We start from the raw sequence: 20,833 nt of genomic DNA, 5'->3' as shown, positions 1-20,833 counted from the left end.
CAAGACCTGAATCAGGCGGCCTTCAGCCAGGAGAACATCGAACGCAGGCCCTTGCCGACTTTCTCGATCGGGTGCTGGCTGTCGCGGTCGCGGATCTTCTTCATTTCAGGCTTGCCGGCTTCGCATTCGGCCACGAAGTTGCGGGCGAAGGTGCCGTCCTGGATGTCGCCCAGGATGCGCTTCATTTCGGCCTTGGTCTCGGCGGTGATCAGGCGGGGACCGCTGACGTAGTCGCCGTACTCGGCGGTGTTGGAGATGGAGTCGCGCATGGCGGTCAGGCCGCCCTTGACCATCAGGTCAACGATCAGCTTTACCTCGTGCAGGCACTCGAAGTAGGCCAGCTCGGGCTGGTAGCCCGCTTCCACGAGGGTCTCAAAGCCCGCCTTGACCAGCTCGGAGAGGCCGCCGCAGAGCACGGCCTGCTCACCGAAGAGGTCGGTCTCGGTCTCTTCCTTGAAGTTGGTCTCCAGGATGCCGGCGCGGGTGCCGCCGATGCCTTTGGCGTAGGCCATGGCCAGGCCACGGGCGTTGCCGGATGCGTCCTGGTGGATGGCGAACAGAGCAGGGACGCCCTGGCCGTTCTGGTACTCCCAACGGACGGTGTGACCGGGGCCCTTGGGGGCGATCATCACGACGTCGACGTCAGCGGGGGGCTTGATCAGCTCGAAGCGGACGTTGAAGCCGTGGGCAAAGCTCAGCACTTTGCCGGCGCTGAGGTGGGGGGCGATTTCGGCGTCGTAGACGGCCTTCTGGGTCTCATCGGGCAGCAGCACCATGATCCAGTCCGCCTTGGCGGAGGCGTCGCTGACGCTCAGGACTTCCAGGCCATCTGCCTTGGCCTTCTCGGCGGAGCGGCTGCCTTCGTAGAGGCCCACCACCACGTTCACACCGCTGTCCTTGAGGTTCAGGGCGTGGGCGTGGCCTTGGGAGCCGTAGCCAATGATGGCCACCGTTTTGCCGTTCAGCAGGCTGAGGTCGGCATCGGTGTCGTAGTACAGCTTGGCCATCAGGGGCTTCGGTTCAGCGCTAAGCAAGGATCGAGCTTACGAAAGCGCCGGTCAGCTCCCTCAGGCTTCGTTGGGGTGGGCGATCACCCGGTCGATCAGGCCGTAGTTCATGGCCTCCTCGGCGCTCATGAAGTAGTCCCGGTCGGTGTCCTTCTCGATCTTCTCGACCGGTTGGCCCGTCATGCCCGCCATGTTGTTGTTGAGCATGTCCTTCATGCGCAGGATCTCGCGCGCCTCGATCTCGATGTCACTGGCCTGGCGCTGGCTCGTGCCGCCCAGGGGTTGGTGAATCATGATCCGGCTGTGGGGCAGAGCCAGGCGCTTGCCCTTGGTACCGGCGCCCAGCAGGAAGGCGCCCATCGAGGCCGCCAGGCCCACGCAGATGGTCACCACGTCACTCTTGATGTATTGGATCGTGTCGTAGATCGCCAGACCCGCGGTCACCGAGCCACCGGGCGAGTTGATGTACAGGTAGATCGGCTTGCTGTTGTCCTCGGAGTCGAGGTACAGCATTTGCGCCACCAGGCTGTTGGCAATGGCGTCGTTGACCTCAGAGCCGAGGAAGAGGATCCGCTCAACGCCAAGGCGCGTGTAGATGTCAACCCAACGCTCGTATTGGCTGCCGGGGAGGCGGTAAGGAACGCTCGGGGTACCGATGGGCATGGCTGGTCGGGTGAGTGAAGGACGGGGAAAGAGGGATCAGCCGATGCCGCCTGGCACGGGTGAGGGCAGGTCTTTTTGGCTTGTCAGGACCCGGTCAATCAGCCCGAAGTCCACCGCTTGCTCGGCGGTCAGGTAGGTCATCCGATCGGAGGCCTTGGAGAGTTCTTCGGTGCTCTTGCCGGTGTTGGCCGCGAGCATCTCGAGCATGGTGCGCTTGTTGTGCAGCACCTCCTGGGCCCGGATTTGGATGTCGCTGGCTTGGCCGCGTGCACCGCTGCGGGGCTGGTGGAGCACGATCGAGGCGTGGGGCAGGGCGGCCCGATGGCCCTTGGTGCCTGCGCTCAGGATCATCGCGGCGGTGCCCATGGCCTGACCGATGCAGATGGTGTGCACCGGGGGCTTCACGTAGCGGATCGTGTCGGCGATGGCGAAGGCCTCGGTTTCAAAGCCGATGGCATCGCCCGAGTACCAGCTGGTGCCCGTGGAGTTGATGTAGAAGAAAATCGGCTTCTCGGGGTTGTCGAACTCCAGATAAAGGAGCTGGGCAATGATCAGCTCGGTGACATCGATGCCCATCTGACGCTTGGCATCGTCATCGCTGAAGAGGGGCAAACCCAAGTAGACGATCCGCTCCTTCAGCAAAAGGGAGGGAAGGTCGGGCGGTGGGGTGCGCATCACGGCCGAATCGCCGTAGTAGGGGGCTGACACCGACATCCGCGGATCCACTGCTGGCATGAAGCCGGAGCCTAGCGGGGGTTGGCGGGGTCCTGATCGCCTTTCTCGCCGCGTTTGCCGTTGGACTTGCTGCGATTGCGTGCGTTGTTACCGCTTCCCTTCGGAGGAGTGGGGCCTGAGCTCTCATTCCCCTCCCAGCCATCGCGCTTGGCGAAGACCATCCGACCGGTCGGGGTCTGCAGGGCTCCGGTGACGGTCACCTGCAGGCGCTCACCGCTGAGGCCGTGGCCGCCATCGACGACCACCATGGTCCCGTCCTCGAGGTAACCCACCCCTTGATGGGATTCCTTGCCATCGCGGACGACCTTGATGCTGAGCTCATCGCCGGGCTGCACTTCTGGCCGAAGGGCAATGACCAGTTCGCTGAGGTTCATGACCTTCAGCTCTTGCACTTCGCCAACTTTGGCGAGGTTGTAGTCGGCCGTGAGCAGGGTGCCGCCGGTGTCTGCCGTCAGCTTTAGCAGCTTGTCGTCGACACCGTTGCCTTCGTAGCGGGTGGTGTTGACCACCAGGCGGCGCCCGTAGCGCTCGCGCAGATTGCTCAGCAGCTTTAACCCGCGCCGCCCCTTGCCGCGCTTTTCGGTGTTGGAGGAGTCAGCCAGGGCCTGCAGTTCATCGATCACCGCCTGGGCCACGATCACCTGTCCCTCCAGCAGCCCCGAATCCAAGAGGCCGCGGATGCGGCCATCGATGATCACGCTCGTATCGAGGATCTTGGCGCTGGCGGGCATCAGCACCCCGTCGGCCACCAGCAGGGCTTCGGTGCTGTTGGGGTTGAACAGGCGCAGCAGTGTGCGGCCGTGGACCTCGGCGAGGTTGTAGCCCGAGACGCCAAAGAAGACGTTGGCGGCGATGGCTGCCAGGGGTTTCACCAGCACCAGCTCCCAGGGAAGGGAGAGGAACAGGATCGGCGAGATCAGCAGATTGGCCACGAGCAGGCCCAGGATCAAGCCCACGGCTCGGCTCACCAGCAGATCGGTGGGCATGGTGCGCACCTGCTCCATCAGCCGGCGCCGTAGCCGCTGGAACACCACCCCCGCCAATAGGCCTGCGAGGGCACCGCCGCCGCCGAGGATCCAGCTCAGCTGCTCAATGTTCTCGATGCGGATCAACTGTTGCTCCGGCAGCAGATCCACCCCGAGCCAGCCCGCGGCGGCTCCGGAGACCACGAACAGCACCAGGATGAGGGTGTCCACCATGGCGGGTGCTGTGGCTGCCAGTCGCTCGGAAGCAGCATGCCCTATTGCGGCGGGTTTGGCCCAGGGAGGTAACCGGCCTTCAGCTCGCCGGCCGCCGCGCAGTGCCTACCTACACATCCCGTTTTGCCATCGGCGCTGCTTCTATTGCGACTTCCCGGTGGTGCCGCTGGGGGATCGGGCCGGTGGCGGAGCAGGGCAATCCGGCAGCCGCTCGATTGAGGCCTACCTGGAGCTGATCACGGCGGAAATCGCGGCCTCACCCCCCGGACCGCCCCTCTCAACCGTCTATGTGGGGGGCGGCACCCCCTCGATGCTCACGGCCGAGCAACTCCAGGTTCTGCTTCGGAGCCTGAGGAACCGCTATGGCTTGGCGCCCGGTGCCGAGATCAGCCTGGAGCTCGATCCCGCCAGCTTTGATCAGACGCGCCTGCAGGGCTATCTCCAGGCCGGGGTCAATCGGGTCAGCCTCGGTGGTCAGAGTTTCGATGATCAGGTGCTCGAGCGCCTCGGGCGGCGGCACCGCCGTGCTGATCTCGTGGAGGCGGCCGCCTGGCTGCAGGCTGCCCGGGCTCAAGGTGAGCTGGTGAGTTGGAGCTTGGATCTGATCCAGGGGCTGCCGGGAGCCACGGCCCAGCACTGGCAGCAGCAGCTGCAGCAGGCCCTCGCGCTCGATCCACCCCACCTCTCGGTCTATGACCTGATCGTTGAACCGGGAACGGTGTTTGAGCGGCTGGAGTCCAACGGGCAACTCCAGCTGCCCCTGGAGGACCTCGCCGCCGATTTGATGGAGCTCACGGCTGGAACCTTGGCCGCTGCAGGGTTTGGCCACTACGAGATCTCGAACTACGCCCAGCCCGGCCACGCCTCACGCCACAACCGCGTCTATTGGAGTGGTGCCGGCTGGTGGGGATTCGGGATGGGGGCGACAGCGGCCCCTTGGGGCGAGCGCCAACCGCGGCCCCGCACCCGTGAGGGCTACGCCGCATGGCTGCAGCGTGACCCAGTCGAGGGCCCCGAACCCCAGCCCATGCCCATCGATGAGCGGGTGATGGTCGGCCTCCGCCGGCGGGAGGGTGTGATGCTCTCGCCGCTGTTGGCTGGGTTGGATCAGGCGGAGCTGAAGCGCCGCTGGCAGCCTTATCTCGAGCGTGGCCTGCTCCGCCGTGAGGGCGGTCGCTGGCGTCTCAGTGATCCAGAGGGCTTGGCTCTGAGTAATGCGGTCCTGCGGGAGTGGCTGGCGTGGTGGGAGGAGCAGGTTGCAGAGCACCCACCCAGCCCCTGAGAGCTTCAACGCAGAGGGCGCGGCCCTGGATCAGGGGAGGGCAGAAGGGCGGTTGTTTGGCTGTTAGCCCCAATAAATCGGCGGTGACGCGCACCTGGCCATCGCACTGCTCTCCAGCGCCGATGCCAATGACGGGGATCGTGAGCTCCTGGCTCAGGGCCCTGGCCAATTCAGCGGGGACATGCTCAAGCACCAGGGAAAAGCAACCGGCGGCTTGCAGGTCGCGGGCGCAGCGCTTCAGGCGCTCTTGGCTGATGGGGTCGTTCGCTTGGCGGCGATAGCCCAGGCGATGCACCGACTGGGGGGTGAGCCCCAGGTGGCCCATCACCGGGATGCCGGAGCGCACGAGGCGATCGACAACCGCCAAGGTCTCCGGTTCCCCGCCTTCCAGCTTCACGGCGGATGCAGGGCTGTTCTTCAGCACTTGCCCGGCGGCGGCCACGGCTTGGTCCACGCCGCACTGGTAGCTGAGGAATGGCAGATCCGTGATGATCAGCGGCTGCTGATTGGCGGGGCGCTGCAGCCCGCGGCCAACGGCCCGGGTGTGCATCACCATCTCCTCCAGGGTGACCGGAAGGGTGGTGGCGTGCCCCAGGACGACCATGGCCAGGGAGTCACCCACCAGGATCGCGTCTGCCCCTGCGTCCTCCACCAGGGCCGCGGAGAGCGCATCCCAGGCCGTGAGGACGGCGATTGGCCGGCCCTCCTGCTTGCACGTGAGCAGATCAGCAGGTCGCACCTGGCGATCACCGGATGGATGGGGCTCATTGCTAGCATCCGACCGACTCGGACCCATGCGGCCCGGACGCCCAAATCTGGTCAGGACCGGAAGGGAGCAGCCACACGGGATGCTCTTGGCAGGCGTGGACTCCGGGTCACCCAATTGAGCCACAAAAAAGGGGCCCGTAGGGCCCCTTTTGCTTGGGTTGAGTCCCGCGCTCAGTTGTTGTTTTGACGGTTGAGCAGGAAGGAGGGGATGGCTGCTCCGGGCAGGTCGCCTTCAGCGCTGTCGCCGGCCACGAAGCTGTTCAAGGGGCGCTCTGGGCGATAGGCACCGCCGCCTTCGAAGCCCGTGGCGATGACCGTGACGTGGATCTCGCCTTCCAGCTTCTCGTCCACCACGGCACCAACAATGATGTTGGCCTCGGGGTCGACCACGTCGTAGATCACCTCGGAGGCGGTGGTCATGTCCTCGAGGGTCATGTCCTTGCCGCCGCTGATGTTGATCACGCAGCCCTTGGCACCGTCGATCCGGGCGGACTCGAGCAGCGGGCTATTGATGGCGGCCTGTGCGGCTTCGCTGGCGCGGGAGCGGCCGGAACCAACGCCCAGACCCAGTAGGGCCGTGCCGGCATCGTTCATGACCGAGCGGACGTCGGCGAAGTCCACATTCACCAGGCCGGGCTTGGTGATGATGTCGGTGATGCCCTTCACGCCCATCCGGAGGACGTCGTCAGCGGCGCGGAAGGCGTCCTGCAACGGAGCGCCAGCGATGGCTTCCCGCAGCCGATCGTTCGGAATCACAATCAAGGTGTCCACGTGCTCGGAGAGGCGGGCGATGCCCTCCTCGGCCTGACGCATGCGGCGGCGACCTTCAAAGCCGAAGGGCTTGGTGACGATGCCCACGGTCAGGGCGCCGCACTCCTTGGCAACTTCTGCAACGACCGGAGCAGCACCAGTGCCGGTGCCGCCACCCATGCCTGCAGCGATGAAGACCAGGTCAGCACCCTGGAGGGTCTGGGCCAAGTCGGTGCGGGATTCTTCGGCTGCTTTCTGACCGATGGCCGGGTTGCCGCCTGCCCCAAGGCCGCGGGTCAGCTTCTGCCCGAGCTGAACCCGCTGCTTGGCTGCGGATTGAAGCAGGGCCTGCGCATCGGTATTGAGTACGCGATATCCAACGCCATCGAGATCCGAGAGGATCATCCGACCAACGGCATTGCTGCCGCCGCCGCCCACGCCGATCACCTCAATCCGTGCGGACTGACTAGGCACGATCCCCGCCGAGCCATTGCTGGTGACGGCACTGAGGCCCTCGGGTGCGATCTCCATAGCAGGTGCAGTGCCGTTGGTGCTTCGCTGCATTATGTCGTTGATCCTGCCGATCACAGGCTTAGTTCGGCATACCTTTGCTGTCCAAGGGCTTTAGCGCAATGCCCTGTCACCGTTTACGGGTTTTGCCGCTGGCTCTAGGGGTTGCGGGCTGCAGTTTGGGGCGCGGCTTTGGCTTCTGGTGGTTTCGGTTTGGCCTTGGCGGGAAGGCCTAGTTCAGGTTGATCCGGATCGCTGAGGTCAATTGACTGAAGTTTCAGGTTGCGGATCTGGCCGGGCAGTTCTGTGGAGAGGTGGCGCAGGACATCCAGGCGCTTGGCCAACTTGTCGTCGTTGGGGCCCAGGTGGATATCCCCGAGGGCTGCGGTCCGCAGCCAGAGGCTGCCGTTGGCTTCAAAGCGCACCTGCAGCAGGGGGCTGCCCAGGGCATCCCGCTCCGCCAAGACCCGAGCCAAGGCTGGGCGTAGGCGGTCTTGCCAGCCCAGGACCATGACCGTTGGTGCGGCGGCGGGGGCGCCCGCGAGTTGCTGACGGCGCGTCATCCAGTTGCCGAGTCGATCGACGTAGCCCATCTCGAAGCCCTTACGGCTGCGGCGTTGGGCCTGGGCGACCGCTTCCCTGTCCACCAGGGCGATCTGTAGTCGAGGCGGAAGCATCAGGCGGTTCACCTGGACCTGCTCCACCGGAAGTCCCGCCGAGAGGCGTTGGGCCAGTTGCTTGGGTTGGAGGGTGAGCAGTGGCATGGGTAGTTGCAGGTTCCCCTCTCGGATCACCTGGGCTCGGCTGACCTGGCGACTTCCCAGGACTTCGATCTGCTCGGGGTCGCGCACGACCCAGCCCTGCTTCAGCAGGCCCCATCCCAAGACCCCTGCACTCCCAGCGAGGACCGCAATCCGCCAGATCTGCTTCCAACGCTCTTGCCGCCGTTCCTGCCGCAGCTGGCGTCTGCGCTCAAGGGCTTGGCCTGAGCGCGAGGAGGCCGTGCTCACAATTCGCAGCGGGAGCGGGACATCAGTTGATCCCGCCAGCGGCGGGCGCGCTCGGCATCGGCAAAGGGAACATCCGCCTGGCGGCCTCCCCCCATCAGCCGAAGCCGGCAGGCCCCCTGCGCTTCCTCGGTGAGGGGGGCTTCGCCGGAACCCAGGGCCAAGAGGTCGACCTGATCGAGGCCTTTGACCTCAAAACGACCGATCTCGTTGAGCTTCCCGGACTCAAAGACGCTCCAGGCGATGGTTCCGTCGATCAGGCGGGCGCCTCCGCAGTCATCGAGCTTGGAGAGCTCGGCCCCCTCAGCCCAGGTGCGAAAGAGATTCTGGCGGCGGCGTTCCAACCAGCCGAGGGCGGTGATCAGGGGAAAGATCACCAGCAGAGGGAGCCAGATCAGACCGTGACTCATGCCGCTTCGGTCCTCCTGGATTGACGGGGCTGCGCTGATTCTTGCGCCAGCTGCACCAATTCGTGCACCAACTCTTCAAGCGGTAACCCTGTCTTGGCCCAGAGCATCGGATACATGCTTTGGCTGGTGAAGCCGGGCAGGGTGTTGATCTCGTTCAACCACAGCGCCCCGCTGGCTTCCTCATAAAAGAAGTCCACCCGGGCTAGTCCGGAAGCACCCACGGCCCGGCAGGCGGCGATGGCCATGGTCCTGGCCCGCTCACTGAGGGCCTCGGGCACGTCAGCGGGGATCACGGTGTGGCTTTTGCCGTCGCTGTATTTGGTGTCGTAGTCGTACCAATCAGCGTCAAAACAAATCTCTCCGAGCACCGAGGCGCGCATCTGCTGCCCGCCCAGGACGGCGCATTCCAGTTCTCGGGCTTGGATGCCCTGTTCCACCACCATGCGGGGGTCGTGCTGGGCCGCTAGGGCTAGGCCCTGCAGCAGCTCAGCGCGGTTGTTGGCTTTGCTGATGCCGACGGAAGATCCGAGGTTGGCGGGCTTGATGAAGCAGGGGTAGCCCAGCTGCGTCTCCAGCTGCAGTGCCAGGGCCTCGGGCCGGTCCTCGAGTTCGCTGGCCGCGACGCAGGCGTAGGGCACCTGGGGCAATCCGGCAGCGGCAAAGGCGGCCTTCATCGCCTGTTTGTCCATCCCCACAGCGGAACCCAGGACCCCTGAGCCCACAAAGGGCACCTGCATCAGGCTGAACAGGCCTTGGATCGTTCCGTCTTCCCCGTTGGGGCCGTGCAACACGGGAACCCAGAGCTCAATGTCGAGCGCACCTTCGGGGAACCCTTGAAAACCAGGCCTGAGCGGCGCCGCCGGCAGTTCGCTGCGCGTAGCTGGGGTGCCTTTGGCTAGGACGGCATCAGCCACCGCCGGCGGCCACCAGTGTCCCCATTGGTCGATGTAGAAGCAGTCCAGCCGATAGCGCTCTGCATTGGCCCCGGAGCGCAGGGCCGTGGCGACGGTGCTGGCCGAGCGAATCGAGACCGCATGCTCGCCCGAGACACCCCCAAAGACCAAACCCAAGTTGATGGCTTCGGTGGTCATAGAGGCGTCAGGTCAGGGGCCAAACGTATCAGTGATTTCGCGCTTAGCCAGCGTCAGGACAGGGCTACTCCGCTGAGGGAGAAGGCCCGCACGTCCTCGATGCGCACATCCACGAGATCGCCGGCTTGCCACTGCCCACCAGCGGCGTGGGCGGCGGGGAAGAAGGTCAGGCGGTTGGTGCGGGTTCGCCCCATCACCTGATCGGCCTGCTTGGGGTTCACACCCTCCACCAGCACCTGCTCCGTGCGGCCGGCGTAGCGGGCGCTGCGCTCCTTGGCCTTGCGCTCCACCAGGGCGTTGATCTCCTGGAGGCGTTGCACTTTCACCTCTTCGCTCAACTGGTTAGGCCAGTCGGCTGCTGGGGTGTTTGGACGGGGCGAATAGGCGGCGGTGTTCACCTGGTCAAAGCCGATCTCGTCGATCAAATCCAGGGTGCGGCGGTACTGGGCGTCGCTTTCCCCAGGGAAGGCCACGATCACATCGGCACTGATGGAGGCGTCGGGCATGCGATCGCGGATGCGGTCGATGATGCGGCGGTAGCGCTCGACGGTGTAGCCCCTGGCCATGGCCTTGAGGACATCGTCGTCTCCGCTTTGAAAGGGGACGTGGAAGTGCTCGCAGACCTTGGGCAGATCCGCGCAGGCGTCGATCAGCCGCTCGGTGAAATAGCGGGGGTGGCTGGTGGCGAAGCGAATGCGTTCAATCCCCTCGACGTCATGGACGGTGTGGAGGAGATCCGTGAGGGTGTGTTGCCGGCGGCCTTCCGGCGTGATCCCTGGCAGGTCGCGGCCGTAGGCATCGATGTTTTGCCCGAGCAGGGTGATCTCCTTAAAGCCCTGGGCTGCCAGTCCTTCCATCTCGAGCTTGATCGCCTCGGGTAAGCGCGATTGCTCCTTGCCCCGCACCGAGGGCACTACGCAGTAGGTGCAGCGCTCGTTGCAGCCATAGATCACGTTGACCCAGCCGCAGATGCTGCTGTCGCGGCGGGCGGTGGTGATGTCCTCAAGGATGTGGTGCTCCTCGGTGGCCACCACCTGTTGGCCTTGCTCCACCTGGTTCAGCAGGACATCGAGTCGATTGGCGTGCTGCGGCCCCATCACCAGGTCCAGTTCTGGCACTCGGCGCAGCAGGGATTCGCCTTCCTGCTGGGCGACGCAGCCGGCCACGACCAAGGTGAGGTTGGGGTTGGTGCGTTTGCGCTGGGCTTGGCGGCCCAGATAGCTGTAGACCTTCTGCTCAGCGTTATCGCGGATCGTGCAGGTGTTGTAGAGGACCAGATCGGCCTCCAGCTCAGCCGTGGCCTCGCTGTAACCCATGGATTCGAGGATCCCGGCCATCCGCTCGGAATCCGCCTTGTTCATCTGGCAGCCGAAGGTGGTGATCCAGTAGCTGCCGCGTCCCGTTGTGGCCTCAGGGGCCTGGGGAGCACTCAGTTGTGTCGCCGTCATGACTCCAGTTTCCGGTATGGGCGGCGCGGCGGTTCGATCCGTGCCAGCTTGAAGGAGAAGCCGTGTCTCGATGCGCCTCCGTCTGAGCCGTTTTCGCCTCAGCAAAGCGGTGCCCTTGGCCATCAGCCGCGGCACGACCTCTGCTGTTGAGCACCTGCTGCTGGAGCTGGACCATGGCGGCATCACCGGCCGCGGCGAGACCGGTGGCTTTGATACGGGGCACCGCCACTACGAGACCAACGCGGTTGCAGCGGAACTCGAGGCCCTGGTGCCACGGCTGGATTCCCTCGAGCCCCAGCCTCTGCAAGCCCTGGAGCCCCTACTGGCTGGGCTGAGCCCACCGGCCCGCTGCGGTTTGGATCTGGCCCTGCACGACTGGTGGGGACAGCGCCTGGGACAGCCGCTGCATCGGCTTTGGGGCTTGGATCCCGCGGCCTGTGTGGCCACCAGCGTCACCCTGGGTTTGGGATCGCTTGCGGCGGTGTTGGCGCGGCTGGAGCGTTGGCGGCAGCAGCTGCCGGCTACGCGGGTAAAGCTGAAGTTGGGCTCCCCCGATGGCCTGGCCCATGACCGGCAGTTGGTGGAAGGGGTGAAGGCGGCCCTACGTCCTGGCGATGAACTGCAGATCGATGCCAATGGGGGCTGGGACCTCGAGGGCGCCCACCAGATGATCCCCTGGCTGGCGGATCAGGGCGTGGTGTTGGTGGAGCAGCCCTTGCCGCCCCTGGAGGACCCCGAGGCCGACCGGGCTGGATTTGCGGCGCTGCATGGACTGGCGTCCGTTCCTCTGGTGGCCGATGAGAGCTGCTGGGACCTGAGCGATCTGCTGCGCCTGGCTCCCCATGTGGATGGCATCAACATCAAGTTGGTGAAATCCGGTGGTCTGAGCGAGGGCCTGCTCATGGCCCGCACGGCCCATCGCTTGGGTTTGAAGGTGATGCTCGGTTGCTATTCCGATGGCGGATTGCTGAATAGTGGTGCGGCTCAACTGCTGCCCCTGGTGCAGTGGCCTGATCTCGATAGCCACCTCAACCTGGTGGATGACCCCTTCTCTGGGCCCGATCGCCAGGGGGATCGGCTCGTTCCGGCGGATCGCCCGGGCCTGGGCGTCCAGGAGGTGGGCTGATGCTGTCGACTGAGCGTCCAGTGGTGCTTTTGCAGCACGGCGGGCTCGACAACCTCTCTGGCAAAACCGGGTTGGCGATGCTCCGGTATCGCTCCGGTCCGATCGTGGCGGTGGTGGACCCGGACCACGCCGGGGAGTCCCTCGAGGCGGTCACCGGGATTCAGCGCTCCGTTCCCGTGCTGGCGAATTTGGAGACGGCATTGCCCTACGGCCCCGAGGTGGCGGTGGTTGGGTTGGCGCCCTCCGGTGGACGGCTGCCCATGGAGATGCGGGGCGATGTGGTCCAGGCCCTGCGGGCTGGGCTGAGCCTGGCCAGTGGTTTGCACAGTCGCCTGGCGGATGACCCGGAGTTCGCGGCGATTCCCTTGGCTCCAGGCCAGTGGATTTGGGATCTGCGCCATGAGCCAGCGGATCTTGAGGTGGCGACAGCCCGTTGCGCCGCCTTGCCCGGCCGGCGTGTGCTGGCGGTCGGCTCAGATATGGCCGTTGGCAAGATGAGCGCCTGCTTTGAACTGCAGCACTGCGGGCTGCAGCAGGGCCGGGACGTGCGCTTTGTCGGCACCGGCCAGGCAGGGATTTTGATCAGTGGCCAAGGTGTGGCCCTGGATGCTGTGCGCGTCGACTACGCCGCCGGTGCGGTGGAAGCGGCGGTGCTCAAGGCTGCTGAAGGGGCCACGGCCGACACCTTGGTTTTGGTGGAAGGGCAAGGGTCCCTCTGTCATCCGGGCTCGACGGCCACCCTGCCTTTGATGCGCGGCAGCCAACCCACGGCCCTGCTGTTGGTGCACAGGGCCGGACAGACCCATGTCCGCACCCGTCCCGGTGCCGCTTTGGTGGCAATTCCGCCGTTGCCAGAGGTGATTGCGGCCAATGAGGCCCTGGCCGCCTTGGCGCGCCCCGATGGATGGCGTCCCAAGGTGCGAGCGATCTGCCTGAACACTGCCCTCTTGAGTGAGGACCAGGCTGAGCAGGAACGCTCTTCTTTGCAGGCGCTGACAGGCTTGCCGGTCTGGGATCCCGTGCGTCAAGGACCCTTTGAGCTGCTGGAGGCCCTGGGCTAATGCCGCACTTTGCTCCAAATAGGGCGAATCCCCTGATCCTCAGAGAGAATCAGGGGATTCTGGAAGGGGCGAGCGAGGGGACTTGAACCCCCGAATGCCGGGACCACAACCCGGTGCCTTAACCACTTGGCTACGCCCGCCAGGGCGTGCGAATCCTACCAATGCAACAGTTCTCGATCGATGACTGCCTCCGCGGGTGATGGACGTTGGACCTGGGCGGCGGCGGCTGGTGTCGCCGTTCTGGCCTTGGCGGTGACGAACCCCGGGACAGAGGATTTCGAGTCATTTGCTGGCGATCAACTCGTGCGGGCTGCTTCCCGCGAGCTCTGCGCTCCTGGATCACTCCCTCTGTTGGCACGCTTGGTGATTCAGGATTGCCCCCAGCTGGTGGCGAGTCAGCGCACGGCGTTGGGTCAGTTGGCGGCGGCTTCGAGCCGCCGATACAACGCCGGTCTGTTCAGCATCTACACGACCGAGTTGGGCGGCCAGACCCTGTTGCCGGGACTCACCATCCCCCGCTATCGCGCTGTGACCTTGGGGGGCGCTGGCCAACTCTTGGTGGTTCAGAGTTCAGAGGGAGCGGCGCCGGGTTTGGCGCAGCGTTGATCGCATTCGGGATGGATTTAGGCATCGAGCAGCGGCTGCAATGTTTGGTGCCGCGGGCCCTGCTGGATCCCGAGCGCAGAGATCTGCCCTGCGGCGATGCCCAGGGATTACTGCCGGTCGAGTTGCGCTGGCAGGGCGATCAGCTCCGATCGATCGAACCTTGCAACCAGCCAGGGTTGCCCTTGGCGCTGACCCCCTTGGTGGACCCCCATGTCCATCTCGACAAGGCTTTCAGTTGGCCGGACTTTCCCAACTACAGCGGCCGGATGCAGGCGGCGCTGGAGCAGAACATGCAGGAGGGGCAAGAGCGCAGTGCTGAGCAGGTCCTGCAGCGCGGCGAGAGGGCCCTGGATCAGGCCTGGCGTTATGGCCTGCGGGGGCTGCGTAGTCACATCGACAGCGGTGGCCCCTGCGCGCGGCCCAGCTGGGATGCCCTGCTGCAGCTTCAGGAGCGATGGAGGGATCGGATCCGCTTGCAGTTGGTCGCCCTGGCCCCGCTTCCCCTCTGGGGCCAGGGCGAGGGTTTGGCGTCGGCGCGGCGGGTGTCGGCCGCGGGTGGGCTTCTCGGTGGTGTCTTGGGACCTCCATTCCCCAGTAGTGGCCGGGATGGGACGGACCTGGATGTGCTGCTGCGGTTGGCCGGAGAACTGGGCTGCGGCATTGATCTGCACATTGACGAGTCCTCCGAGGCCCCCGCCGCTGGGGTCCAGCTTCTGGTTCAACGGCTCGAACGGTTTCACCCGGGGGTGCCCATCACGTGCAGTCACGCCAGCAGCATGGGGTTGCTGACTGCGCGGCAAGCTCGGCCGCTGGCGCACCGGTTGCAGCGCCTGGGGGTGGCTGTTGTGGCCTTGCCCACCACCAACTTTTGGTTGTTGGGCCGTGAGCAAAGCGTGAGCTCTGGTTTCCGTCCCCTGGCCCCCCTGCGCCTGTTGCAGCAGGAGGGGGTCGCGGTGGCGCTGGGGGCTGACAACGTCCAGGACCCCTGGTACCCCGGCGGTGACTTCGACCCGTTGGATTTGCTGCGTCTGAGTTTTCGCGCCACCCACACCCCCCCTTGGGAGCGCCAGGGCCTGATGCCGTTCACGACAACGCCTGCGCGCCTGTTGGGGTTGGCCTGGGACGGGGTGCTGCGGGTCGGAGGACCGGCGGATCTGTTGCTGACCAGCGCCGGTAGTTGGCCGGAACTGCTGGCCCAGTCCCCGCAGCGCCGGGTGTTGCGACAGGGCCGTTGGTTGCCGCCACCGGAACAGGCCCATCCCGATCCTCGGCTTGCCAATTTGGTCTGATGCAGAGCACCTCTGACCTGCCGGGCTCCCTGCCCCCGGGCCTCCCTGATCCGGCGACGTCCGCCCAGCTCGAGGCCCTGGCCTCGGATCTTCGCGCCGCTGGATTGCCCTTGCTGCGGAGTGCGGGGGAGCTGGAGAGCCTGGCGGCGGATGGATTTGTGTATTCGCCCGTGCTTCAGCCCCTGCTCTGTGGTCTGCGCGCCCAGATCGGCGTTCAGGTGAATGCCCCTGAGCAGGTGCTTCAGGTGGCCGCGGCATGCAGCCGCCATGGGGTCAGCCTGACGGTGCGGGGTGCTGCGACGGGGAACTACGGCCAGTGCATTCCCTTGGCCGGTGGCTTGCTGCTGGAGACCAGTGGCCTGAACCGCCTGCGAGGGGTTGATGCCACCTCGGGGGTCTTCACTGCTGAACCCGGGATTGTCTTGGCGGAGCTCGATCGCCAGTTGCTCGCCCATGGCCGGGAGCAGCGTCTGTTGCCGAGCACGGTGCGCACCGCCAGCCTCGGCGGCTATGTGGCGGGAGGATCCGGCGGCATTGGTTCGCTGCGCTGGGGATTTCTGCGGGACCCCGGGCACCTGCTGGGGGTGGAGATGGTGACCTTGGAGGCCGAGCCGCGGCTGCTGCAGCTGGACGCCAGCGCCGCCCGTCCCCTGAACCACGCCTACGGGACCAATGGGATCTTCACGGCCTTGACCATGGCCTCCGCTTCGGCGGTGGCCTGGCGGCAGTGGGTGCTGGAGTTTGACGAGTGGTCATCGGCCCTGGCTGCGGCCCAGCAGCTATCCGCCTCTGCCTTGGAGTTGAAGGCCTTGTGTCTGCTGGAGGCCGCCGTCGCTGCGCGCTTGCCTTGGCCCCAGGGTTGCCCGGGCGCCACGGGCGAAGGCCATCGGGTGTTGCTCCTGGCGGCGCCGGATGCCACGAGCGTCCTGGAGTCCTGGACGCTTGAGCTCGGGGGGCGGCTGAGCTGGAGCGCTCCCCAAGGGCAGAGCCGGGGAATTCCGCTGCGGGAGCTGACCTGGAACCACACGACCCTGCATGTGCGCAGCCAGGATCCCGGTTGGACCTATCTGCAGCTGCTGTTGCCACAGCCGGAGGCCCCGGCTCTTGAGGCCCTAAGGGAGCGTTGGGGCGACGATCTGCTCTGGCATCTGGAGGCGGTCCGCAGCCAGGGCCGGCAGCGCTTCGCCTGTCTCCCGTTGGTGCGGTGGCGTGGGACCCGAGCTCTCCAGGACCTGATCGATCAGGCCCGAGAGCTCGGTTGCCTGCTCTTTAACCCCCATGTCATCAGCGTTGAAGACGGGGGCCTTGGGGTGGTGGATGCCGATCAGGTGGATGCCAAACGGGCCTATGACCCAGCGGGGCTGATGAATCCAGGCAAGTTGCGCGGCTGGACTTAGCAGCCGAGGCTGGCCCGGGTGTCGACTCCCGTGGTGGGATTGGTGCCAGACGCGCTGATGCAGAGGCTGCGCTGATCGGCGCGATCAAGCAGGGCATCGCTGAAGTCGGCGTTCTCCACCTGGGCGCCGGTGAAGGTGCTGCCGGAGGCGATCACCCCCACCAGGACGGCATTGCGCAAGTCGGTGCCGCTCATGTCGGTGCGATCCAGCAGCACATCCGAGAGGTCAGCGCCGTTGAAGTTGGCTTCGGGGAAGGCCCCCTGGGTCAAGATCGCGCCATGGAGGTCGGCCCCACTGAAGTTGGCGGCTTTGCCGACGGCCCCTGCGAAGGAGGTGTTGGCCAGTTGCTGACCAGAGAAGTCCTTTCCGCTTTGGTTGGTGAGGGTGTAGTCGACGGTGTCCTGAAACAGCGCCCGATCTTGCAGTCCCACACCAGCAGAGGTGTCGAGGGCCATGGTCATGGCCGGAGCCGACAGCAGCATCACCACTGCCCACAGCCAACTGAAGAGACGGATGTAGGTCATGGCGGTCATGGGGCCGGCTCTTCAGTCTGTCGGGTCGAGCAGTGGGAGGAGTGCCGCCACCAGATAAAGGGAACCGCAGGCGACCGGCAGCCCCTCCGATTGCACAAGCCACTCAAGGTTTTCACTCAGCTCGTTGGCCCCTTCCTCGATGCCTGGGAGCTCTGGGCGCAGCTCATCAGCACTCCAACTGGCGTGCTCTGGCAATGGGACGACGCGCACCTGGTCACCGGGTTCCAGCAGTTGGCGCAGTAGATCCGGGGCGTCCTTGTGCCGTTGCATTCCGATCAACCAGCGCCGCTGAGCGGGCTCGAGTTCTTGGCGTAGGGCCGCGGCGGCGGGGGGGTTGTGGGCCCCATCAATCAGCAGAGCCTGGCCGCGGAACTGACGGAGCTCGAGGCGACCAGGCCAACGGGCCTGCTGGAGGCCGCGGCGGACGGCGTCATCGGGGATGGCCCAGCCCTTCTCCCTCAGGGCTTCTGCTGCGGCGATCGCCACGGCGGCATTGCTGCGTTGCAGGTCGCCATGGAGTCCTAAGGCCGGGCCTCCATCAGCTTGGCCAGGGAGGGGATCTCTCCAGCGCAGCTCGCAATCTCGCGCCGTTGCTTGCGCTTGAAGCACCGCGGTCACCTCAGGGGCCTGGGGGCCGCTGACGGCGATGGCCCCTGGATTCATGACGGCAGCCTTTTCTTGGGCGATGGCCTCGAGGGTGGGGCCGAGGTGTTCGATGTGGTCCAGGCCGATGCTGGCGAAGGCCAGAACGTCTCGCCGCGGGTGGACCGTTGTGGCATCGAGCCGGCCGCCGAGTCCCACTTCAAGGACGGCCAGTTCCACCTCGGCTTCAGCAAACGCGACAAAGGCAGAGACGGTGATCAGTTCAAAGGGGGTGAGGTCGTGGCGTAAAGCCACGGGCTGCAGCCGTCGCAGAAGGCGTTTCAGCTCTTCCTCTGCAATGGTTCCCTTGGGAAGGCGGATTCGCTCACACCAACTCAGGAGATGGGGGGAGGTGTACAGCCCGCAGCGCACCCCGGCGGCGGTAGCGATTCGCTCGACCATCGTGGCGATGGACCCTTTGCCATTGGTTCCAGCCACCTGCAGGGCGACGAAGCGCTGCTCTGGATGCCCCAGTTCAGCGAGGGCTGCTTCGATTCGGTTCAGCCCCAGATCCACACCCCGGCGGCTGAAGGGAGCAATTAGCTCGCTGAAGGGGTCGGAGATGGACACGCCAGCAGAGCTTTCTCGAGTCGTTTGACCGCTAGGCGCAGATGCCGCGGTTGGATCGTCAGGGGGGGGACAAAACGCACCACATCGCTGCCGGCGGGTACCACCAGCAGGCCCTGGTCCATGGCGGCTTTGACCACGTCAATCGCCTTGGGGCCGTCGGCTTGCAGGACGAGGCCCTGCAGCAGTCCCCAGCCTCGAACACCTTTCACCAATTGGGGATGGTGCTTGGCGAGCTCCAGCAATAGCTGCTGCAGAAGCTCGCCCATCTGCTCGGCATGGGCCGGAAGGTTGCGGCGATGCAGTTCCGCGGCCACCGTCAGACCAGCGCGGCAGGCCATGGGGTTCCCGCCAAAGGTGCTGGCATGTTCACCGGGCTTGAGCTGATCCGCCAGGGCTTTGACGCAGAGGGCGCCGATGGGGAACCCGCCGCCGAGACCCTTGGCCAGGGTGAAGGCATCGGGCTCAACCCCGAGCTTTTGGTAGCCCCACAACCGTCCGGTGCGGCCAACGCCGACCTGGACCTCATCAAAGATCAGCAGGATTTTGTACTGATCACACAGGTCGCGCACCCGCTGGAAGAAGGTCACATCCCCGGGATTGACTCCCCCTTCTCCCTGCAGCGGCTCGAGCATGACGGCCGCTACGCGCGGACCGGCGGCCTCGCAGCGATGCAGCAGCGCCTCAAAGGCTGAGATGTCGTTGTAAGGGAAGTAGCGGAACCCCTGCACCATGGGCTCAAAGCCCTGGTGGTACTTGGGTTGTCCGGTCGCGGTGACCGCAGCAAGGGTGCGGCCGTGGAAGCTGGCATGGGCCGTGAGGATCAGCGGGCCCCGTTCGCTGCTGGTGTCGATGCCTCGCACCACATGACCATGCTTGCGGGCGAGCTTGATGGCCGCTTCGTTGGCTTCAGCGCCTGAGTTGCAGAAAAAGACCCTGTCGGCGCAGCTGTTGTCGCGAATCCAGCCGGCCAGTTGCTCCTGCTCGGGGATCCGATAGAGGTTGGAGACGTGTTGAAGCTTGCGCAACTGTCCACCAAGCGCCTTGCGCATGGCGCGGCTGCTGTGGCCCAGGGTGCAGACCGCGATGCCGGCCACGGCGTCGAGGTAGCGGCGACCCTGTTGATCCCAAACCCAGACACCCCGGCCGCGAACCAGCTCCAGGGGGAAGCGGCCGTAGGTGTTCATCACCGCCGTCTCAGCCGGCGATGTCGTGGGTGGGGGAGAAATAGGAGCGGTGGGACTTGAACCCACATGCCCGAAGGCGCTCGATTTTGAGTCGAGTCCGTCTACCAATTCCGGCACGCTCCCGCGCTTGCGACTCTAAAGGGCAGCGGGGATCAGCCGAGTCGGCGGATCGAGGCGCCGACCGCGTTCAGCTTCCCCTCGAAATCGGCGTAGCCGCGATCGAGGTACTCCAGCCCTTGGACCGTGGTGATTCCATCGGCGGCGAGGCCGGCCAGGACCATGGCGGCGGAGGCCCGCAGGTCCGAGCCCTGCACCGGAGCACCGCTGAGCCGTGGAACCCCTTCGATGAAGGCCGTATTGCCCTGGGTGCGAATGGCAGCTCCCATGCGCTGGAGCTCGGCGACGTGTTGCAGCCGGTTCTCAAAGATGTTTTCGGTGACGACGCTGTTGCCGTTGGCTGTGGCCAGGAGGCTCATGAACGGGGCCTGCAGGTCGGTGGGGAATCCGGGGAAGGGCTGGGTGCGTAGATCAACTGCCTGAATCGTGTCGGCACTGATGGTCACGTTGGTGCCGTCAATCTCCAACCGGCAGCCCACTTCCTCGAGCTTGGTCAGCACGGCGCCGAGGTGATCAGTCACGACTGGCGCAACGGTTAGGCAGGAACGCGTGATGGCTGCAGCCAGCAGAAAGGTTCCGGCTTCGATCCGATCGGGAATGACGGCGTAGTCCGCGCCGTGCAGCCGCTCGACCCCAACGATGGTGATCGTCGGGGTGCCAGCACCGCGAACCTTGGCGCCCATGGCCAAGAGCAGGCCTGCTAGATCGACAATCTCGGGCTCAAGGGCCGCGTTTTCAATGACGGTCTCGCCCTCGGCGAGGGCTGCCGCCATCATCAAGGTCTCGGTGGCGCCAACACTGGGGCAATCGAGGTGAATGCGTCCGCCAGTCAGGCGGTGGCTGCGGCCTGGGACCACGGCGGAGACGACGCCGTGCTCAATCGTGACCTGGGCGCCCAGGGCTTTGAGTCCTTTGACGTGCTCCACCACCGGGCGCGTGCCGATCTGGCATCCGCCGGGAAGGGGGACTCGAGCGATGCCGAGGCGAGCCAGCAGGGGGCCGATGCAGAAGAAGCTGGCGCGAAGGCTGTTGACCAGCTCATAGGGAGGTGAGGACTGGCTCAACCCCGAGCCGTCCATCTCAAGGGTGTCGCCGTTGTGGGAGGTGGCGACACCGAGGGAAATCAAGATGTCGGCCATCCCTCCGATGTCGGTGAGGGGCGGCACGTTGCGAAGGCGCAGCTGCTCCGTGGTGAGCAGGCTGGCGGCCATCAGGACCAGCGCAGAGTTCTTCGCTCCACTGACACGCAGCTCGCCGGACAGGCGGCGACCACCGGCAATTTCCAGTTGCGGCGTGAGAATCTGTTGAGACGGGACGAGAGTCGCGGTCATAGCTAAAGGCGTCCCGCCTGGGGGGCCTCATCCTGGCAACAACGAATGAGACCGGCAAGACGGCCGGCAAGCGAACTGGCTCGAAGCCGTTGCTGGCCTGGTTTGTG

General features: G+C 65.5%; 20 protein-coding genes, 2 tRNA genes and 1 other RNA gene. 7 read left to right on the top strand and 16 right to left on the bottom strand.

Going from position 1 to position 20,833, the window contains the following annotated elements:
• Positions 1-11 precede the first annotated feature (11 nt).
• Genes ilvC through MY494_RS05100 form a run of 4 tightly spaced genes read right to left on the bottom strand, consistent with a single transcriptional unit; the run spans position 12 to position 3,604 of the window.
• Complete coding sequence (gene ilvC, locus MY494_RS05115) at positions 12-1,007, bottom strand: ketol-acid reductoisomerase (RefSeq protein ID WP_247911965.1); 996 nt, start codon at positions 1,005-1,007, stop codon at positions 12-14.
• A 60-nt stretch (positions 1,008-1,067) separates the two neighbouring features.
• The gene (locus MY494_RS05110; RefSeq protein WP_247911651.1) at positions 1,068-1,670 is read right to left on the bottom strand and encodes an ATP-dependent Clp protease proteolytic subunit; all 603 of its coding nucleotides are present in this window, start codon (positions 1,668-1,670) and stop codon (positions 1,068-1,070) included.
• 36 nt (positions 1,671-1,706) lie between these two features.
• Positions 1,707-2,384: an ATP-dependent Clp protease proteolytic subunit gene (locus MY494_RS05105; protein WP_247911650.1), complete on the bottom strand. Its 678-nt coding sequence runs from the start codon at positions 2,382-2,384 to the stop codon at positions 1,707-1,709.
• Between the two features lie 32 nt (positions 2,385-2,416).
• A complete protein-coding gene (locus MY494_RS05100) occupies positions 2,417-3,604 on the bottom strand; it encodes a PIN/TRAM domain-containing protein (RefSeq protein WP_247911649.1) in 1,188 nt (395 codons plus the stop codon).
• Here MY494_RS05100 and hemW point away from each other — a divergent pair.
• Positions 3,603-4,886, top strand: a complete 1,284-nt coding sequence (gene hemW, locus MY494_RS05095; protein WP_247911648.1) for a radical SAM family heme chaperone HemW — start codon at positions 3,603-3,605, stop codon at positions 4,884-4,886. The two genes, MY494_RS05100 and hemW, sit on opposite strands and share 2 nt — an antisense overlap.
• On the opposite strand, the gene panB is transcribed toward hemW, so the two are convergent.
• Positions 4,789-5,625 carry a 3-methyl-2-oxobutanoate hydroxymethyltransferase gene (gene panB, locus MY494_RS05090; protein WP_247911647.1) on the bottom strand — a complete coding sequence of 279 codons (837 nt, stop codon included), beginning with the start codon at positions 5,623-5,625 and terminating at the stop codon, positions 4,789-4,791. The two genes, hemW and panB, sit on opposite strands and share 98 nt — an antisense overlap.
• Positions 5,626-5,669: 44 nt before the next feature.
• On the opposite strand from panB, the gene ffs reads away from it, so the two are divergent.
• Positions 5,670-5,766: signal recognition particle sRNA small type (gene ffs / locus MY494_RS05085), an RNA gene on the top strand.
• A gap of 59 nt (positions 5,767-5,825) precedes the next feature.
• On the opposite strand, the gene ftsZ is transcribed toward ffs, so the two are convergent.
• The 5 genes from ftsZ to miaB all read right to left on the bottom strand — a co-directional run bounded on the left by ftsZ (position 5,826) and on the right by miaB (position 10,870).
• Positions 5,826-6,935, bottom strand: a complete 1,110-nt coding sequence (gene ftsZ / locus MY494_RS05080) for a cell division protein FtsZ (RefSeq protein WP_247911646.1) — start codon at positions 6,933-6,935, stop codon at positions 5,826-5,828.
• A 137-nt stretch (positions 6,936-7,072) separates the two neighbouring features.
• Positions 7,073-7,924 carry a cell division protein FtsQ/DivIB gene (locus tag MY494_RS05075; RefSeq protein WP_247911645.1) on the bottom strand — a complete coding sequence of 284 codons (852 nt, stop codon included), beginning with the start codon at positions 7,922-7,924 and terminating at the stop codon, positions 7,073-7,075.
• Entirely contained in the window at positions 7,921-8,331 is a 411-nt protein-coding gene (locus tag MY494_RS05070; protein ID WP_247911644.1) for a hypothetical protein, read from the bottom strand. The genes MY494_RS05075 and MY494_RS05070 overlap by 4 nt, the downstream gene beginning before the upstream one ends.
• Complete coding sequence (locus MY494_RS05065) at positions 8,328-9,422, bottom strand: D-alanine--D-alanine ligase family protein (RefSeq protein WP_247911643.1); 1,095 nt, start codon at positions 9,420-9,422, stop codon at positions 8,328-8,330. Before MY494_RS05065 ends, MY494_RS05070 begins: the two co-directional genes overlap by 4 nt.
• Before the next feature lie 53 nt (positions 9,423-9,475).
• Positions 9,476-10,870: a tRNA (N6-isopentenyl adenosine(37)-C2)-methylthiotransferase MiaB gene (gene miaB / locus MY494_RS05060; protein ID WP_247911642.1), complete on the bottom strand. Its 1,395-nt coding sequence runs from the start codon at positions 10,868-10,870 to the stop codon at positions 9,476-9,478.
• A 70-nt stretch (positions 10,871-10,940) separates the two neighbouring features.
• On the opposite strand from miaB, the gene MY494_RS05055 reads away from it, so the two are divergent.
• Together MY494_RS05055 and MY494_RS05050 are read left to right on the top strand one after the other, a co-directional pair.
• A complete protein-coding gene (locus MY494_RS05055; protein ID WP_247911641.1) occupies positions 10,941-11,996 on the top strand; it encodes a dipeptide epimerase in 1,056 nt (351 codons plus the stop codon).
• Complete coding sequence (locus MY494_RS05050) at positions 11,996-13,057, top strand: DUF1611 domain-containing protein (protein ID WP_247911640.1); 1,062 nt, start codon at positions 11,996-11,998, stop codon at positions 13,055-13,057. Before MY494_RS05055 ends, MY494_RS05050 begins: the two co-directional genes overlap by 1 nt.
• Before the next feature lie 67 nt (positions 13,058-13,124).
• Here MY494_RS05050 and MY494_RS05045 read toward each other — a convergent pair.
• A tRNA-His gene (locus MY494_RS05045) sits at positions 13,125-13,197 on the bottom strand.
• A gap of 40 nt (positions 13,198-13,237) precedes the next feature.
• Here MY494_RS05045 and MY494_RS05040 point away from each other — a divergent pair.
• From MY494_RS05040 to MY494_RS05030, 3 genes are read left to right on the top strand one after another with little or no spacing between them, the layout of a single operon-like run.
• On the top strand, positions 13,238-13,663 hold the full coding sequence (locus tag MY494_RS05040; RefSeq protein WP_247911639.1) for a DUF4359 domain-containing protein: 426 nt from the start codon (positions 13,238-13,240) through the stop codon (positions 13,661-13,663).
• Positions 13,660-14,952: an amidohydrolase family protein gene (locus tag MY494_RS05035; RefSeq protein ID WP_247911638.1), complete on the top strand. Its 1,293-nt coding sequence runs from the start codon at positions 13,660-13,662 to the stop codon at positions 14,950-14,952. Before MY494_RS05040 ends, MY494_RS05035 begins: the two co-directional genes overlap by 4 nt.
• Positions 14,952-16,349: an FAD-binding oxidoreductase gene (locus tag MY494_RS05030; RefSeq protein WP_247911637.1), complete on the top strand. Its 1,398-nt coding sequence runs from the start codon at positions 14,952-14,954 to the stop codon at positions 16,347-16,349. Before MY494_RS05035 ends, MY494_RS05030 begins: the two co-directional genes overlap by 1 nt.
• On the opposite strand, the gene MY494_RS05025 is transcribed toward MY494_RS05030, so the two are convergent.
• From MY494_RS05025 to murA, 5 genes are all read right to left on the bottom strand, one after another.
• Positions 16,346-16,873: a pentapeptide repeat-containing protein gene (locus MY494_RS05025; protein WP_247911964.1), complete on the bottom strand. Its 528-nt coding sequence runs from the start codon at positions 16,871-16,873 to the stop codon at positions 16,346-16,348. The genes MY494_RS05030 and MY494_RS05025 overlap by 4 nt on opposite strands.
• Positions 16,874-16,894: 21 nt before the next feature.
• Positions 16,895-18,094, bottom strand: coding sequence for a folylpolyglutamate synthase/dihydrofolate synthase family protein (locus MY494_RS05020; protein WP_247911636.1), 1,200 nt, complete (start codon positions 18,092-18,094; stop codon positions 16,895-16,897).
• Positions 18,064-19,278: an aspartate aminotransferase family protein gene (locus MY494_RS05015; RefSeq protein WP_247911635.1), complete on the bottom strand. Its 1,215-nt coding sequence runs from the start codon at positions 19,276-19,278 to the stop codon at positions 18,064-18,066. Before MY494_RS05015 ends, MY494_RS05020 begins: the two co-directional genes overlap by 31 nt.
• A gap of 41 nt (positions 19,279-19,319) precedes the next feature.
• A tRNA-Leu gene (locus MY494_RS05010) sits at positions 19,320-19,401 on the bottom strand.
• 29 nt (positions 19,402-19,430) lie between these two features.
• Positions 19,431-20,726, bottom strand: coding sequence for a UDP-N-acetylglucosamine 1-carboxyvinyltransferase (gene murA, locus MY494_RS05005; RefSeq protein WP_247911634.1), 1,296 nt, complete (start codon positions 20,724-20,726; stop codon positions 19,431-19,433).
• Between the last annotated feature and the right edge of the window lie 107 nt (positions 20,727-20,833).

Origin of the sequence: Synechococcus sp. A10-1-5-1, assembly GCF_023115425.1 — a bacterium.
GTDB lineage: Bacteria > Cyanobacteriota > Cyanobacteriia > PCC-6307 > Cyanobiaceae > Vulcanococcus.
This window is presented reverse-complemented; position numbering and strand designations above follow the sequence as displayed.

Excerpts from the sequence above, each read along its gene's own strand:
- ilvC (WP_247911965.1), bottom strand. The coding sequence starts at position 1,007 with ATGGCCAAGCTGTACTACGACACCGATGCCGACCTCAGCCTGCTGAAC.
- MY494_RS05110 (WP_247911651.1), bottom strand. The coding sequence starts at position 1,670 with ATGCCCATCGGTACCCCGAGCGTTCCTTACCGCCTCCCCGGCAGCCAA.
- MY494_RS05105 (WP_247911650.1), bottom strand. The coding sequence starts at position 2,384 with ATGTCGGTGTCAGCCCCCTACTACGGCGATTCGGCCGTGATGCGCACC.
- hemW (WP_247911648.1), top strand. The coding sequence starts at position 3,603 with ATGGCGGGTGCTGTGGCTGCCAGTCGCTCGGAAGCAGCATGCCCTATT.
- MY494_RS05100 (WP_247911649.1), bottom strand. The coding sequence starts at position 3,604 with ATGGTGGACACCCTCATCCTGGTGCTGTTCGTGGTCTCCGGAGCCGCC.
- ftsZ (WP_247911646.1), bottom strand. The coding sequence starts at position 6,935 with ATGGAGATCGCACCCGAGGGCCTCAGTGCCGTCACCAGCAATGGCTCG.
- MY494_RS05070 (WP_247911644.1), bottom strand. The coding sequence starts at position 8,331 with ATGAGTCACGGTCTGATCTGGCTCCCTCTGCTGGTGATCTTTCCCCTG.
- MY494_RS05065 (WP_247911643.1), bottom strand. The coding sequence starts at position 9,422 with ATGACCACCGAAGCCATCAACTTGGGTTTGGTCTTTGGGGGTGTCTCG.
- miaB (WP_247911642.1), bottom strand. The coding sequence starts at position 10,870 with ATGACGGCGACACAACTGAGTGCTCCCCAGGCCCCTGAGGCCACAACG.
- MY494_RS05055 (WP_247911641.1), top strand. The coding sequence starts at position 10,941 with ATGCGCCTCCGTCTGAGCCGTTTTCGCCTCAGCAAAGCGGTGCCCTTG.
- MY494_RS05050 (WP_247911640.1), top strand. The coding sequence starts at position 11,996 with ATGCTGTCGACTGAGCGTCCAGTGGTGCTTTTGCAGCACGGCGGGCTC.
- MY494_RS05040 (WP_247911639.1), top strand. The coding sequence starts at position 13,238 with ATGACTGCCTCCGCGGGTGATGGACGTTGGACCTGGGCGGCGGCGGCT.
- MY494_RS05030 (WP_247911637.1), top strand. The coding sequence starts at position 14,952 with ATGCAGAGCACCTCTGACCTGCCGGGCTCCCTGCCCCCGGGCCTCCCT.
- MY494_RS05025 (WP_247911964.1), bottom strand. The coding sequence starts at position 16,873 with ATGACCTACATCCGTCTCTTCAGTTGGCTGTGGGCAGTGGTGATGCTG.
- MY494_RS05015 (WP_247911635.1), bottom strand. The coding sequence starts at position 19,278 with ATGAACACCTACGGCCGCTTCCCCCTGGAGCTGGTTCGCGGCCGGGGT.
- murA (WP_247911634.1), bottom strand. The coding sequence starts at position 20,726 with ATGACCGCGACTCTCGTCCCGTCTCAACAGATTCTCACGCCGCAACTG.